16 protein-coding genes, 1 pseudogene and 1 riboswitch are annotated in these 13,042 nt (G+C 69.2%); of the genes and pseudogenes, 2 read left to right on the forward strand and 15 right to left on the reverse strand.

Annotation, left to right across the window (positions count from 1 at the left end; genetic code table 11):
- Positions 1–74: 74 nt before the first annotated feature.
- Genes AB0N22_RS05255 through infC form a run of 5 tightly spaced genes read right to left on the reverse strand, consistent with a single transcriptional unit; the run spans position 75 to position 3,482 of the window.
- Complete coding sequence (locus AB0N22_RS05255; protein ID WP_364636870.1) at positions 75–1,109, reverse strand: ATP-binding protein; 1,035 nt, start codon at positions 1,107–1,109, stop codon at positions 75–77.
- 52 nt (positions 1,110–1,161) lie between these two features.
- A complete protein-coding gene (locus tag AB0N22_RS05260; protein WP_364636872.1) occupies positions 1,162–1,932 on the reverse strand; it encodes an RNA methyltransferase in 771 nt (256 codons plus the stop codon).
- Positions 1,933–1,992: 60 nt separating this feature from the next.
- Positions 1,993–2,385: a 50S ribosomal protein L20 gene (gene rplT, locus AB0N22_RS05265; protein ID WP_056214223.1), complete on the reverse strand. Its 393-nt coding sequence runs from the start codon at positions 2,383–2,385 to the stop codon at positions 1,993–1,995.
- A gap of 41 nt (positions 2,386–2,426) precedes the next feature.
- Positions 2,427–2,621 (reverse strand): 50S ribosomal protein L35, encoded by a 195-nt coding sequence (gene rpmI, locus AB0N22_RS05270; RefSeq protein WP_056214226.1) that lies wholly within the window; start codon positions 2,619–2,621, stop codon positions 2,427–2,429.
- On the reverse strand, positions 2,622–3,482 hold the full coding sequence (gene infC / locus AB0N22_RS05275; RefSeq protein WP_364636875.1) for a translation initiation factor IF-3: 861 nt from the start codon (positions 3,480–3,482) through the stop codon (positions 2,622–2,624).
- 146 nt (positions 3,483–3,628) lie between these two features.
- Here infC and AB0N22_RS05280 point away from each other — a divergent pair, with 146 nt between their 5' ends.
- Positions 3,629–4,633: a GNAT family N-acetyltransferase gene (locus AB0N22_RS05280; protein WP_364636877.1), complete on the forward strand. Its 1,005-nt coding sequence runs from the start codon at positions 3,629–3,631 to the stop codon at positions 4,631–4,633.
- 11 nt (positions 4,634–4,644) lie between these two features.
- Here AB0N22_RS05280 and AB0N22_RS05285 read toward each other — a convergent pair whose 3' ends face one another.
- The 10 genes from AB0N22_RS05285 to AB0N22_RS05330 all read right to left on the reverse strand — a co-directional run bounded on the left by AB0N22_RS05285 (position 4,645) and on the right by AB0N22_RS05330 (position 11,624).
- Positions 4,645–5,103 carry an SseB family protein gene (locus AB0N22_RS05285; protein WP_364636879.1) on the reverse strand — a complete coding sequence of 153 codons (459 nt, stop codon included), beginning with the start codon at positions 5,101–5,103 and terminating at the stop codon, positions 4,645–4,647.
- Complete coding sequence (locus AB0N22_RS05290; protein ID WP_364636881.1) at positions 5,100–5,516, reverse strand: PH domain-containing protein; 417 nt, start codon at positions 5,514–5,516, stop codon at positions 5,100–5,102. The genes AB0N22_RS05285 and AB0N22_RS05290 overlap by 4 nt, the downstream gene beginning before the upstream one ends.
- Positions 5,504–6,349, reverse strand: coding sequence for an ATP phosphoribosyltransferase (gene hisG, locus AB0N22_RS05295; RefSeq protein ID WP_364636883.1), 846 nt, complete (start codon positions 6,347–6,349; stop codon positions 5,504–5,506). The genes AB0N22_RS05290 and hisG overlap by 13 nt, the downstream gene beginning before the upstream one ends.
- Positions 6,350–6,417: 68 nt before the next feature.
- Positions 6,418–6,681: a phosphoribosyl-ATP diphosphatase gene (locus AB0N22_RS05300; RefSeq protein WP_364636885.1), complete on the reverse strand. Its 264-nt coding sequence runs from the start codon at positions 6,679–6,681 to the stop codon at positions 6,418–6,420.
- A 24-nt stretch (positions 6,682–6,705) separates the two neighbouring features.
- Entirely contained in the window at positions 6,706–7,176 is a 471-nt protein-coding gene (ribH, locus tag AB0N22_RS05305; RefSeq protein WP_364636887.1) for a 6,7-dimethyl-8-ribityllumazine synthase, read from the reverse strand.
- The gene (locus AB0N22_RS05310; protein WP_364636889.1) at positions 7,173–8,393 is read right to left on the reverse strand and encodes a bifunctional 3,4-dihydroxy-2-butanone-4-phosphate synthase/GTP cyclohydrolase II; all 1,221 of its coding nucleotides are present in this window, start codon (positions 8,391–8,393) and stop codon (positions 7,173–7,175) included. The genes ribH and AB0N22_RS05310 overlap by 4 nt, the downstream gene beginning before the upstream one ends.
- Positions 8,390–9,007: a riboflavin synthase gene (locus AB0N22_RS05315; protein ID WP_364636891.1), complete on the reverse strand. Its 618-nt coding sequence runs from the start codon at positions 9,005–9,007 to the stop codon at positions 8,390–8,392. Before AB0N22_RS05315 ends, AB0N22_RS05310 begins: the two co-directional genes overlap by 4 nt.
- Positions 9,007–10,044: a bifunctional diaminohydroxyphosphoribosylaminopyrimidine deaminase/5-amino-6-(5-phosphoribosylamino)uracil reductase RibD gene (gene ribD / locus AB0N22_RS05320; RefSeq protein ID WP_364636893.1), complete on the reverse strand. Its 1,038-nt coding sequence runs from the start codon at positions 10,042–10,044 to the stop codon at positions 9,007–9,009. Before ribD ends, AB0N22_RS05315 begins: the two co-directional genes overlap by 1 nt.
- An 89-nt stretch (positions 10,045–10,133) precedes the next feature.
- Positions 10,134–10,271: riboswitch (FMN riboswitch) on the reverse strand.
- 47 nt (positions 10,272–10,318) lie between these two features.
- Complete coding sequence (rpe, locus tag AB0N22_RS05325) at positions 10,319–10,981, reverse strand: ribulose-phosphate 3-epimerase (protein ID WP_364636895.1); 663 nt, start codon at positions 10,979–10,981, stop codon at positions 10,319–10,321.
- Between the two features lie 31 nt (positions 10,982–11,012).
- Positions 11,013–11,624, reverse strand: a complete 612-nt coding sequence (locus AB0N22_RS05330) for a helix-turn-helix domain-containing protein (protein ID WP_364636897.1) — start codon at positions 11,622–11,624, stop codon at positions 11,013–11,015.
- Between the two features lie 117 nt (positions 11,625–11,741).
- Between AB0N22_RS05330 and AB0N22_RS05335 the strand changes: the two are divergent.
- Positions 11,742–12,968: pseudogene (locus tag AB0N22_RS05335) on the forward strand (MFS transporter); the annotation flags it as partial.
- Positions 12,969–13,042: the final 74 nt, after the last annotated feature.

Here is a 13,042-nt window from a genome sequence, read left to right on the forward strand (position 1 = left end):
CAGACCTGACTTTCGATGGCTCGGTTCCCGGACACACGTCGGGACCACGACGGTCAGTCTAGTGAGGGGTGTGATCAGTCGGTCATCGTGTCGGGCTCGTTGATCGGGAACCACGACCTGATCAAGGCGCCACCACCCTCGGCGTCGAGGATGTCGATGACTCCCCCGTGCTCCTCGACGATGCCGCGCACGATGTACATGCCGAGACCGCTGCCCGCTCCGGGTCCGGCTCGCCAGAACCGGCTGAACACCCGCTGGCGCATCTCCTCGGGGATCCCGGGCCCGTTGTCGTGCACCTCGAGGACGACTCCGCCCTCGGCTCGTTGCTCGTTCTGCACCACGAGCTCGCGGAGACCGAAGCCATGGCGCATCGCGTTCTCGACGAGGTTCGTCACGACCTGGGTGATGCGATCGCTGTCGCCCCAGATCAGGTCGAGGTCGTCCCCGATGCTGATCTCGAACGGTTCTGCGGCGCCGCCGGACACGTTCGTCATGACGTGCCGGACAATCTCGTCGAGCTTCACCGGGCCGCGCTTGAGGGTCAGCCGGCCGGCATCGATGCGTGCCGCGTCGAGCAGCTCGGTGATGAGCCGGCTCAGCCGGTCCGCGTCGGCGTCGACGGTCTCGAGCATGAATTGACGCTGCTCCTCGGAGAACTTGTCCCACTTGGTCAACAGCGTTGAGGTGAACCCCTTGATGCCGGTCAGGGGCGACCGGAGCTCGTGCGCCACGGTCGCGACGAGGTCGGAGCGCTCGCGGTCTCGCTGGTTGCGGATGCGCGCGTTGCGGACGCTCACCACGACGCGCCGGACCGGACCGGCCGGGCGCTCGCGGACGAGGGAGGCCGTGATGAGGTACTCGCTGCCCTTGGGCGACCACCACGCCTGCTCGGAGATGCGCTTGCGCGTGGCGATGCCGTCGTACGGCCGCGTGGAGTCGTACCAGGAGTTGCCGCTGAGGTCGTCGAACGGCACGGCATCGCTGAGGTGCATGCCGATCATCTCGTCGCCATCGGCTCGCGCCATGACGCGGATGCGCTCGTTGACGTAGAGGACCTTGGCGTCAGGCCCGGCGATGATGATGCCGTCCGGGAAGTCGTCGAGGTCCATGGCTCCTGAATGTAGTACCAACCGGGGGCGGCGACGACTCAGGCCGACCGGTTCAGGCGTCGGCTCGGGCCCGCGCCGACGCGTAGAGACACACCGCCGCCGCCGTCGCGAGGTTGAGGCTCTCGGCCCGGCCGTAGATCGGGACGGACACGACGTGATCGGCCAGGTCACGGGTCCGGGCCGGGAGTCCCCACGCCTCGTTGCCCATGAGCCACGCCGTCGGCCGGGTCAGGTCGAGCGCATCGTCGAACAGGCCCAGCTGGCCACCGCCGTCGGCGGCCAGGACCTGCAGGCCCAGGTCGCGCAGGCTCGTCAGGGCGCCGGCGATGTCGCGCTCGACGACGACGGGAAGGTGGAAGATGCTGCCGACGGTCGCGCGTACGGACTTCGGGTTGTAGGGATCGACGCTGTCGCCGACGAGCACCACGCCGTCGGCGCCGGCCGCGTCGGCGCAGCGGATCACCGCGCCGGCGTTGCCGGGGTCGCGGATGTCGGCGCACACCACGATGAACCCGGGGGTCGTGGCGAGCAGCGCCGCCAACGACGACTCAGGGATGCGGCAGCGGGCCACGAGGCCCTGCGGCTGGACGGTGTCGGCGATCGAGTCCACGACGTCGTCGGCGACCACGTGCCACGGCACCGCTGCCTCTCGGGCCGCCTCGGCGAGGTCGCCGTGCTGGGCCGTGCCGGTCTCGGTGGCGAACACCTCGACCACGGCGCCGGAGACCGTCAACGCCTCACGTACGGCCTGCGGGCCCTCTGCGAGGAACTCCCCGGTCTCGGCCCGGAACGCACGAGTGGCGAGCCGCCGGGTGTGCTTCACGCGTCCTGAGCGGACGGTGAGCTCACCGGGCGAACTCGCCACAGGGGTACGTTGCCGCGGTCAGGCCGCGGCGCCGTCCTTGGGTGCGTTGACGTCGGCCGGAAGGTTGTCCTTCGCGGTCTGGACGAGCGCGGAGAACGCGGCCGGCTCGTGAACGGCGAGCTCGGCGAGGATCTTGCGGTCGACCTCGACACCAGCAGCCTTGAGGCCCTGGATGAAGCGGTTGTAGGTCATGCCCTCGGCGCGGACGGCAGCGTTGATGCGCTGGATCCAGAGACGACGGAAGTCGCCCTTCTTGGCCTTGCGGTCACGGTAGCTGTAGACCAGCGAGTGGGTGACCTGCTCCTTGGCCTTGCGGTAGAGCCGCGAACGCTGGCCGCGGTAGCCCGCAGCGCGCTCCAGTGTCTGGCGGCGCTTCTTCTGTGCATTGACAGAGCGCTTGACGCGTGCCATCTCAGTTCTCCTTCAGAGTTTCGGTATGTCGGGGGGCGCGGTCAGAGACCGAGCATCTTCTTCACGCGCTTGACGTCGGCCTTGGCCACGTCGGTCGAACCTTCGAGACGGCGCTTGCGCGACGAGGACTTGACCTCGAGCAGGTGGCGACGGTTGGTCTGCTCCCGGCGCAGCTTGCCGCTGCCGGTGACCTTGACGCGCTTCTTCATCCCCGAGTGGGGCTTGAACTTCGGCATTTATGCCTCCATGTCTGGGTCGAGGTTCTCAGAACGCCGACGTGGCTTCTTGGGTGTTGCGGTCTTCTGGGCGGCCTCGCGGTGCGCCTTGACCTCAGCGGCCTCGGCGTCCTTCTCGGCGGCCTTGGCTGCCGTGGTCTTGACCTTCTCGGCCTTGACCTCGGCCTGGGCCTCGGACTTCTTCTTGTGCGGGCCGAGCACCATCGTCATGTTGCGTCCGTCCTGACGGGCGTTGGACTCGATGAAACCGAGGTCCTCGACGTCAGCGGCGAGCCGCTGCAGCAGCCGGTAGCCCAGCTCGGGGCGGTGCTGCTCACGACCGCGGAACATGATGGTGATCTTGACCTTGTCGCCGGCCTTGAGGAATCGGACGACGTGACCCTTCTTGGTGTCGTAATCGTGCTGATCGATCTTCGGACGCAACTTCATCTCTTTGATGATGGTGTTGGTCTGGTTGCGGCGGGACTCGCGTGCCTTCTGTGCGGTCTCGTACTTGAACTTGCCGTAGTCCATGAGACGGCAGACAGGCGGCCGAGCCGTCGGAGCCACCTCGACAAGATCGAGATCAGCTTCCGCTGCCAGTCGAAGGGCATCTTCGATACGGACGATGCCCACCTGTTCACCGCCAGGACCGACGAGGCGTACTTCGGGAACGCGGATTCGGTCGTTGACGCGCAGCTCTGTGGTGATGGATCCTCCTGAGATCGTGTGGGAGGCCAAGAAAAAATGGCCCCCGTACAAAACGGAAGCCACCAGTGGCGTATTCCCGCAGGAATAACGCCGTCGGCCGGTTCGGATCGTGCTGGTGAACCGGCGTAACCCCAAGGTCGTGGACCAAGCAGGTGGGAGGTGGACCTCCACTTCGTCCTCAAGGATATCAGCGCCGACGTGCGGTTGTGAAATCCGCTGTCACCGCGGCGTACGGCTGCCGGTGGCCGCACCAAGGATTTGCCTGGCCGAAACACGGGCGACGCAGCGCCGCAAACTCCAGGCGCCACGCTGACAGCATGATGTGGCGCATCCGTACGACACTTGTCGACCGGCCGGGAATCCTTGCCGAGATCGCGCTGGCCTGCGGTCGATCCGACGTCAACATCCTCGGCATGCAGGTCTTCCCGACGAGCCCACGGGTGACGGACGAGTTCGTCGTCAGTGCGCCGGAGGGCTGGGGCGACCTCCAGCTCGCCGAGCTCTTCGAGGATGCCGGCGGAGCGCAGGTCTCGGTCACCAGGGTCAGTGACGACTCGCTGACCGACGCGCCCACGCGCTACCTCCACGGCGTGCACCAGGTCATCGAGGAGGGTCGCGACGCCGAGGAGGTGCTGCGCGAGCTGCTCGAGACCGAACCTCCGGACGTGGCCGACTACCGCGGCCACGACGTCCTCGACCTGACCCGTCGCAACGGCTCGGTCCTGCGCATCAGCCGGGCCATCCCGTTCACCGCCGTCGAGCGGGCACGAGCGCAGGCGCTGCTGTCGCTGGTCAGCGACGCCGGCTACGAGACCCCACTGATCTCACCGTCGCCCCGACACCACGTGCCGATCGTGCGCGAGGCGACGCTCGCCGACATCGAGGCCGTGTCAGCGCTGCACGAGCGCTGCAGCGTGGAGACGCTCTACGACCGATACCAGGTGCCGTTGCGGATGCCGATGACGACGCGCATGGCCCGCCGCCTGGTGGCTCCGGAGTCCGGCGTCGCGCTCGTGGCCCAGGTCGGGCTCGACGTCGTCGGCCACGGCCTGCTCGAGGCCGTCGACTCGGTGTGGACGTTCCAGCTGCTCATCGAGGACGCCTGGCAGGGTCACGGCCTCGGCACGATGCTGGTCAAGCAGGCAGCCGGTCGCGCCAAGGCCCAGGGCGCCGCCCGCCTGACCTTCATCACGGAGGGCTCGAACGACAAGCTGCTGCGGACCGTCGGCAACGCCGGCTTCGTCGCCCGGGTGGAGCGCCACGACGGCAACGTCCACATCACGGTGCCGCTGTCGGCCGTACGCACGATCGCCGCCAGCTGACCCCACCGTGGTCAGGCGAGCCAGGCGGGTCCGGCCTCGCTCTGCACCAGGCGGTGACCGGCGGCGAGGTGCTCGACGTCGCCGGTCTCGACCACCGTGAACGTCGGGTTCGCCAGGTCGAGGAGGATCGCCGCCGCGCCCTCGTCGAGCGTCGCGCGGGCGGCGTCGCGGCCCAGGATCGGCACCGGGCGGGCCTTGGGGTCCCAGGCCGCCATCGAGGCGACGCTGCTGAACGCGAGCAGGGCCTGACGGCCGTCGGCGCCGGTCATCAGCACTGCGGCCATGTCGGCGTTCTTGTCGCCCTCGGCCGGCACCTCGCCGAGCAGGGCGATGATCGGCACGAAGACGCGGGCGTCGGCGAGCGCGACCAATACCGCCAGGTCGTCGCCGAACGCCGCTGCGAGCGCCGGATCGGCTGATCCGTCATCGCCCGGGAACTGCGGACTGGCGAGCGTACGGTCGTGGTTCACGGCTCCAGCCTGCCCCTCAGGTACGCGACCGCCTGACGGGCATACGCTCCGTCGGAGCCCTGGATCGCGAACAGGTTGATGCGGTCGTCGTCCTTCGTGACGAGCGTCGGCCAGGGCGCTCCGGTGTTCATCGCGAAGCCCTGGATCTCCGACCACGGGACGTGCCGCCGGCGGTAGCCGTTGAGCACCTCCACACCGTCGTCGTCCGCGCGGACGAGACTGCGGCCGACACCGTGCAGCAGCGTCAGCACCACCGCGATGATGGCCCACAGCGTCACGTCCTCGGCGGGCGTGAAGGAGATCTCGTCAGGCAGCGCCAGGCCGATCACGACGGTCAGCAGCACCATCAGGACGGCGACGCCGTACGCGACGATGCGGGCCCCTCCGGGGCGGAACGTCCTCAGATCCGACACGCCAGGATGTCCGTGACGAGGATGCCGCGGGCACCGATCTCGTAGAGCGAGTCCATGACCTTCTGGGCGGCGTCGCGCGGCACCATCGAACGCACGGCGACCCACCCCTCACGATGAAGCGGGGAGACCGTCGGCGACTCGATGCCGGGGGTCAGCTCGACCGCCTGCTCGACCTGGTCGACCCTGATGTCGTAGTCCATCATGATGTACGTCCGCGCGACCAGGACGCTGTCGATGCGGCGCTTGAAGACGCCGAACCCCTCGGGCTCCGCCGCTCCCCGGCGGGTGATGAGCACGGCCTCGGAGGACAGGATCGGCTCGCCGAAGACCTCGAGGTCGGCCTGCTTCAACGTGCTGCCGGTCTCGACGACGTCGGCGATCGCGTCCGCGACGCCCAGACGTACGGACGACTCCACGGCACCGTCGAGACGTACGACGTCGGCGGCGATGCCCCGCTCGGCGAGGTAGCTCTGGACGATGCCGGGATAGGACGTCGCGATCCGTGAGCCGGCGAGGTCGTCGACCTTGGACATGGCGCCGATCGGTGCGGCGAACCGGAACGTGGATGCGCCGAACCCCAGCGAGATGTTCTCCGCCGCACTCGCGCCAGAGTCGAGCAGCAGGTCACGGCCGGTGATCCCGACGTCGAGCGTGCCCTCCCCCACGTAGATCGCGATGTCACGCGGCCGCAGGTAGAAGAACTCGACGTCGTTCTCGGGGTCGAGCGTGACGAGGTCCTTGGGGTTGCGTCGCTGGTGGTAGCCCGCCTCGGTCAGCATCTGGGCAGCCGACTCGGCGAGCGCGCCCTTGTTGGGAACGGCGATCTTGAGCATGGGGTTCTCTTCTCAGGAGTTCTGTGACGGTGGTCGAAGGCACGGACGGGCGCCGAAGGGCCGATCCGTCACAGATGCGCGTAGACGTCGTCGAGCGTGATCCCGCGAGCGATCATCATGACCTGGGCGTGGTAGAGCAGCTGGCTGATCTCCTCGGCCGCACGCTCGGCGCCTTCGTGCTCGGCCGCCATCCACGACTCGGCCGCCTCCTCGACGAGCTTCTTGCCGATCGCGTGCACGCCGGCATCGAGCTCGGCGACGGTGCGCGAGCCCTCAGGTCGGCTGGCTGCCTTGTCGGACAGCTCGGCGAAGAGTTCATCGAAGGTCTTCATCGCGGAGCAGTCTATCGGCGTCGGTCAGGCCAGTGTGCGCAGGACGTTCCAGGTGGACAGCGCGGCCTCGACGGCCTCCCGGCCCTTGTCCTCTCGGCTGTCGGGCAGACCGGCGCGGTCGAGCGCCTGCTGCTCGTCGTCGCACGTCAGCAGGCCGAAGCCGATCGGCACGCCGGTGTCGAGAGCGACCCGGTTGAGGCCGTCTGTCGCCGCCGCCGACACGTACTCGAAGTGCGGCGTGCCGCCGCGGATGATCACCCCGAGGGCGATGACCGCGTCGTAGCCGTCCCGGGCGTACGCCTGGCAGAGGATCGGCAGCTCGAACGAGCCCGGTGCTCGGACCAGCGTGACGTCCTCGACCTTCGCGTCGGCCAGCGCGCGCTCGGCCCCGCCGATGAGTCCGTCCATGATCTCGGTGTGCCATCGCGAGGCGACGATCGCGACGCGTGCACCTGCCCCGTCGACGAAGATCGTGGGTGCTCCTTGACCGCTCATGCCAGCTCCTCGAGGTTGGGAAGGTCGTGGCCCATCCGTTCGGCCTTGGTCTGCAGGTAGCGCAGGCTGTCCTCGTTGGGCGCGATGCGCAGCGGCAACCGCTCGCTGATCTTGACCCCGTACGCCTCGAGGGCGATGGTCTTGTCGGGGTTGTTGGTCAGCAGCCGGGCCGAGGTGACGCCGAGGTCGCGCAGGATCTGCGCCCCGGCGGCATAGTCGCGCTCGTCCTCACCGAACCCGAGCTGCAGGTTGGCGTCGACTGTGTCCGTCCCCGCGTCCTGCAGGGCGTACGCCTGCAGCTTGTGCAGCAGCCCGATGCCGCGTCCCTCGTGACCACGCAGGTAGACGACGATGCCCGCGCCCGCTGCCGTGATCTCGGTCATCGACAGCTCCAGCTGCGGACCACAGTCGCAGCGCCGGGAGCCGAAGACGTCGCCGGTCAGGCACTCGGAGTGGATGCGGGTCAGGACGTCCTCGGTGCCGGGGTCGCCGTAGACGAGGGCGATGTGCTCTGAGCCCTCGATGCGATCGCGGTAGCCGTGGGCCGTGAAGACGCCGAACTCGGTGGGCAGGCGCGTCGTGGCGAGGCGGTCGACCTGTGACTCGTGGAGCCTGCGGTAGACCTGCAGGTCCTCGATCGACACCAGGGCGATGCCGTGCTCGTCGGCGAACTCGCGCAGCTCGGGGGCACGCATCAGCGTGCCGTCATCGTTGAGCACCTCGCCGATGACGCCGGCGGGCGTCAGGCCGGCGAGACGGGCGAAGTCGACCGCGGCCTCGGTGTGGCCGGCGCGCTCGAGCACCCCGCCGGGCTTCGCGCGCAGCGGGATGATGTGGCCGGGCTGGTTGAGCTCGAACGGCTCGGTCGCCGAGTCGGCGAGCACGCGGCACGTGCGCGCCCGGTCGGCTGCGGAGATCCCCGTGGTGATGCCGTCCCGGGCGTCGATGGACACGGTGTACGCCGTGCGCATCTTCTCGCGGTTGTGCGGTGTCATCAGCGGGATCGCGAGACGGTCGAGGATGTCGCCCGTGATCGGGGCGCAGATCAGGCCGCTGGAGTAGCGGACCAGGAACGCCATCAGCTCGGGCGTCGCCTTGCTGGCCGCGAAGATGATGTCGCCCTCGTTCTCACGGTCCTCGTCGTCGACGACCACGATGGCCTTGCCGTCACGGAAGTCCGCGATCGCCCGTTCGATGCTGTCGAGACGCACGCTCATGCTGGCTGCCCTTCTTCACGAGCGCCCAGCAGGCGCTCGACGTACTTGGCGAGGATGTCCACCTCGAGGTTGACCCTGTCCCCCGGGCCCTTGGTGCCGAGGGTCGTCTCGGCGAGGGTCGTGGGGATCAGCGACACCGAGAACCACGGCTCGTCGCCGTCCACCACGTCGACGACCGTCAACGACGTGCCGTCGACCGTGACCGACCCCTTGGCGACGAGATATCTCGCCAGCTCCGGTGGCAGGGCGACGCGGACGACCTCCCAGTGCTCGCTGGGTGTGCGGTCGAGGATCCGTCCGGTGCCGTCGACGTGTCCCTGCACGATGTGCCCGCCCAGGCGTGCACCGGCCTGCGTCGCCCGCTCCAGGTTGACCTCGTCGCCGACCTGCAGGTCGCCGAGGGACGTCTTGTCGAGCGACTCCTTCATGACGTCGGCGGCGAAGGTCTCGGCGTCCTGCGCCATGACCGTGAGGCACACCCCGCTGACCGCGATCGAGTCGCCGTGCTGCGCGTCGGAGACCACGAGCGGGCCGCGGATCGTCAGGCGTACGGAGTCGCCCAGCTCCTCGACGGCGGTGATCGTGCCCTTTTCCTCGATGAGTCCGGTGAACATCAGTCGAAGTCCTCTCGTTGCATGCGTCCGGGCGTGCCGATGATGCGGATGTCGGGGCCGATCATCGTCAGGTCGTGCAGGTCGATGGGCCGCAGGTCGGCCAGCGTCGTGGCCTCGCCCTCGAGCGCAGCGCGCCCGGAACCGAGCATCGCCGGGGCGATGTAGCCGATCACGCGGTCGATCACGCCGGCATTCCAGAAGGCACCGGCCAGACGTGGTCCGCCCTCGAGCCAGATGTGCCGGATCTGGCTGTCGATGAGCTTCTGCAGCACGACCTCGGGGTCGCGCGACTGCACGAGCAACGTCGGCGCTACCCGGTCGAACACGCGGTAGTAGTTGGGGATCTTGGTCTCACCGACCACGACGCGCAACGGCTGCTGCTCGTACGGCAGCGGGATGTCCTTCTCGTCGCGCACCGACAGCCGCGGGTCGTCCGCGAGCACCGCGCCCGTGCCCGCCACGATGGCGTCGGACTCGGCGCGGAACTTCTGCACGTCGCGCCGCGCCTCGTCGCTCGTGATCCACTTGCTCGTGCCGTCGGGTGCCGCGCTCAGTCCGTCGAGGGTGGCGGCGTACTTCCAGGTCACGAAGGGGCGTCCCGACGTCACCGCGAACGTCCACTCGACGTTGAGGTCGGTGGCCTCCTCCGCCATGACGCCGGGCTCGACCTCGATGCCGGCCGAGCGGAGCGTCTTGGCTCCTCCCGCAGCGGAGCGGTCGGGGTCGATCTGCCCGAACACGACGCGCGCGACGCCGGCGTCGATCAAGGCCTGCGCGCAGGGACCCGTGCGACCGGTGTGGTTGCAGGGCTCGAGCGTGACGACTGCGGTCGCGCCCCGGGCTGCCTCACCGGCCTGCGTCAGGGCGTCGATCTCGGCGTGCGGGGTGCCGGCTCCCTGATGCACCCCGACCGCGATCTCGCGGCCGTCGGGCGCGAGCAGCACGCAGCCGACCCGCGGGTTGGGCAGCGTACGCCTGACCGTGCGGGCCGCGTCGAGCGCGCGCTGCATCGCGCTGGTCTCGGTGTCCGTCGCCATCCATACCTCCGGGTCGTGATCTGCTCACGCCATCCGGGGTCTCCCAGTGACCCAAGGTCACCAGCGGTCGCGGCGCGCAGCGCCACGACACTGTGCTCCTACCATCCGGACTTTCACCGTCGGCGCCGGAATTCCACCGGCTCAACCGTTGCCTCACCACGAGGGTGGGGCCGCGGGTCGCGGACTGTCACCGCCGGCTCGGAATTGCACCGACCCCGGAGCACGCGAGCAAAGATGCTGCTCGTTGAGATCAAGTCTAGCCCGGCGGTCCCGCTCAGTGCGTGTGACGTCCGGCATGTGTCCGGAGCTCGGCCACCATGGCGTCGGGGTCGTCGGCGCTGAACACCGCGGAGCCGGCCACGAACACGTCGGCCCCGGCCTCGGCACACCGCTCGATCGTGTCGAGCGACACTCCCCCGTCGACCTGGAGCCAGATGTCACCACCGTGCTTGTCTATGAGCGTGCGGGCGCGCTGGATCTTGGGGAGGCAGATGTCGAGGAACTTCTGGCCGCCAAAGCCGGGCTCGACCGTCATGACGAGCACCATGTCGAGCTCGGGGAGCAGGTCCTCATAGGGCTCGATGGGTGTCGCAGGCTTGAGCGCCATCGAGGCACGGGCGCCCTTGGCGCGAATCTCGCGAGCCAGCCGGACCGGCGCCTTGGCCGCCTCGACGTGGAAGGTCACGCTCTGGGCACCGGCCTCGACGTACGAGGGTGCCCAACGGTCGGGGTCCTCGATCATCAGGTGTGCGTCGATCGGTTGGGCGGCGACCTTGGCGAGCGCCTCGATCACCGGAGCGCCCAGCGTCAGGTTGGGCACGAAGTGGTTGTCCATGACGTCCATGTGCAACCAGTCGGCGCCGGAGATCCGTGCCGCCTCGGTCTCGAGGTTCGCGAAGTCCGACGCCAGCATGCTCGGGGTGATCTGGATGCCCATGCCGTCAGCGTAGTGGTGGTCGCCGGACCGCTCAGGAGGTGGCGGAGTCCTGCAGGATGCCGTCGATCACGATGCCGAGCATCGGCGCCACGTCGTCGGCGGGCATGCCTGCCGCGTCGGCGACGTTGGCCACGCCGCTCACGAGCCGCATGACGTCGCGGGTCTCGACCCCGGGCCGCAGCTGTCCGGTCTGCCTGACGTAGTCGAGCACCCGGTCGTTCGCGCTCGACAGGACCTGGCACTTGCCGTGGATCGGCGAGCTGGGATCGTCCATCGCCGCGGTGATCTTGGCCGCAGCGCCGCGGTGGAGCGTGATGTGGCCGATGAACACGTCGAACCACTTCTCGAGCGTCTCGCGGGCGGGCAGCTCGTCGATGACGGCGGCCTCGCTGTCGGCGACGACGCGAGCCGACCAGTCGCGCATCAGTGCGTCGATCAGGTCGTCACGGGTCGGAAAGTGCCGGTAGAGCGTGCCCGGGCCGACCCCCGCGCGCTTGGCGATCTCGTCGAGCGACCCTTCGGCACCGCGCTCGGCGAACACCTCCCGCGCAGCAGCCACGAGCTTGTCGTAGTTGCGCTGGGCGTCGGCTCGCAGCGGCTTCGCCGGCGCGTCGTGCGCCTCGGTGGCGGACGTGACAGGCACCACTGCCACACCTCCCTTGCTAACCGGAGACTGTCTCCGTATAGTCGACGAAGGAAACCGGAGTCCTTCTCCGTTCCAGTGTACGTCACCTCACTCCGTGGAACAGGAAACCTCGCCATGACCTCCCTCACCGGCGCTCCCCCGGCACAGCGTCGCGCTGCGTACGGCCTCGCCATCGTGCTGACCGCGCAGCTCATGCTCATCCTCGACGCGACGGTGGTCAACGTCGCGCTCCCCCTCATGCGGGTCGACCTGGGCTTCAGCCCGGCCAACCTGTCGTGGGTCCTGAATGCCTACTCCCTCGCGTTCGGCGGGTTGCTGCTGTTCGGCGGCCGGCTCGGCGACGTCATCGGCCGCCTCCGCGCTTTCGAGATCGGCGTCGGGCTCTTCACCTTCGCCTCCCTGCTGGGCGGCCTGGCCCAGGACCCGGCGATGCTCATCGCGTCCCGCGCCCTGCAAGGCGTGGGTGCCGCGATCGCCGCCCCGAGCGTCCTCGCGCTGATCACCGCCGGGGCGCCGGACGAGTCGAGCCGCAACCGAGGTCTGGCCCTGTTCAGCGCCGTCTCCTCGGCGGGCGCGTCGATCGGGCTGATCCTGGGCGGTGCCCTCACGGGCTTCGCCTCGTGGCGCTGGGCCCTGATCATCAACGTGCCGATCGGCATCCTGGCGGTCGTGCTCGTCCGGCGCTTCGTGCCCGAGACGACGCGCGAGCGCGGACACTTCGACGTCATGGGCGCGGTCACCGCGACAGCCGGTTCGGTCGCGCTCGTCTACGGCTTCATCAACGCCGCTGACCACAGCTGGTCGTCCGTCGGCACGATCGCCGCGTTCGTCGCCGCGGCGGTCCTGCTCGGCGCGTTCGCCGGGATCGAGCGGCGGGCCCGGCAACCGCTGCTCGAGCCGTCGATGCTGCGCTCGGGACCGCGGGTCGCGGCCCTCACGACGATGACGCTCGTGATCGGCGCCCAGTTCGCGCTGTTCTTCCTGCTGGTCCAGTTCATGCAGCGCACGCTCGGCTTCGGGGCGTTCGAGTCCGGGGTGGCCTTCCTGCCCCTCAGCCTGGCGATCTTCGCGGTCTCCCGCGTCACCCCGCGGCTCGTCGCCCGGTTCGGCACCTGGCCGTTGATCACGGCCGGCGCCGCGCTGGCACTCGTCAGCCTGGTCTGGTTGCGCGAGCTGACCGACGCCAGCACGTACTGGGCCGACCTCGCCGGCCCCCTGCTCGTCAACGGCCTCGGTGTGGGACTGCTGTTCATGCCCCTGACCGTGGTCGTGCTGGCCGGCGTCGAGCCGCGGCACGCGGGGACGGCGTCGGGTCTGCTGCAGACCACGCAGCAGATCGGCGGTGCGCTGGGACTCGCCGTGATCGTGACGGTGTACGCGTCGCACGCCGTGCCCGGCGAGTTCACCCCGGCCTG

The sequence above is a fragment of the Aeromicrobium sp. NPDC092404 genome (assembly GCF_040684095.1).
Lineage (GTDB): Bacteria > Actinomycetota > Actinomycetes > Propionibacteriales > Nocardioidaceae > Aeromicrobium.

What these genes read in the sequence shown, in the direction of transcription:
- AB0N22_RS05255 (WP_364636870.1), bottom strand. Translation starts at nt 1,109, where the DNA reads ATGGACCTCGACGACTTCCCGGACGGCATCATCATCGCCGGGCCTGAC.
- rplT (WP_056214223.1), bottom strand. Translation starts at nt 2,385, where the DNA reads ATGGCACGCGTCAAGCGCTCTGTCAATGCACAGAAGAAGCGCCGCCAG.
- rpmI (WP_056214226.1), bottom strand. Translation starts at nt 2,621, where the DNA reads ATGCCGAAGTTCAAGCCCCACTCGGGGATGAAGAAGCGCGTCAAGGTC.
- AB0N22_RS05280 (WP_364636877.1), top strand. Translation starts at nt 3,629, where the DNA reads ATGATGTGGCGCATCCGTACGACACTTGTCGACCGGCCGGGAATCCTT.
- hisG (WP_364636883.1), bottom strand. Translation starts at nt 6,349, where the DNA reads ATGCTCAAGATCGCCGTTCCCAACAAGGGCGCGCTCGCCGAGTCGGCT.
- AB0N22_RS05300 (WP_364636885.1), bottom strand. Translation starts at nt 6,681, where the DNA reads ATGAAGACCTTCGATGAACTCTTCGCCGAGCTGTCCGACAAGGCAGCC.
- ribH (WP_364636887.1), bottom strand. Translation starts at nt 7,176, where the DNA reads ATGAGCGGTCAAGGAGCACCCACGATCTTCGTCGACGGGGCAGGTGCA.
- AB0N22_RS05310 (WP_364636889.1), bottom strand. Translation starts at nt 8,393, where the DNA reads ATGAGCGTGCGTCTCGACAGCATCGAACGGGCGATCGCGGACTTCCGT.
- AB0N22_RS05315 (WP_364636891.1), bottom strand. Translation starts at nt 9,007, where the DNA reads ATGTTCACCGGACTCATCGAGGAAAAGGGCACGATCACCGCCGTCGAG.
- ribD (WP_364636893.1), bottom strand. Translation starts at nt 10,044, where the DNA reads ATGGCGACGGACACCGAGACCAGCGCGATGCAGCGCGCGCTCGACGCG.
- rpe (WP_364636895.1), bottom strand. Translation starts at nt 10,981, where the DNA reads ATGGGCATCCAGATCACCCCGAGCATGCTGGCGTCGGACTTCGCGAAC.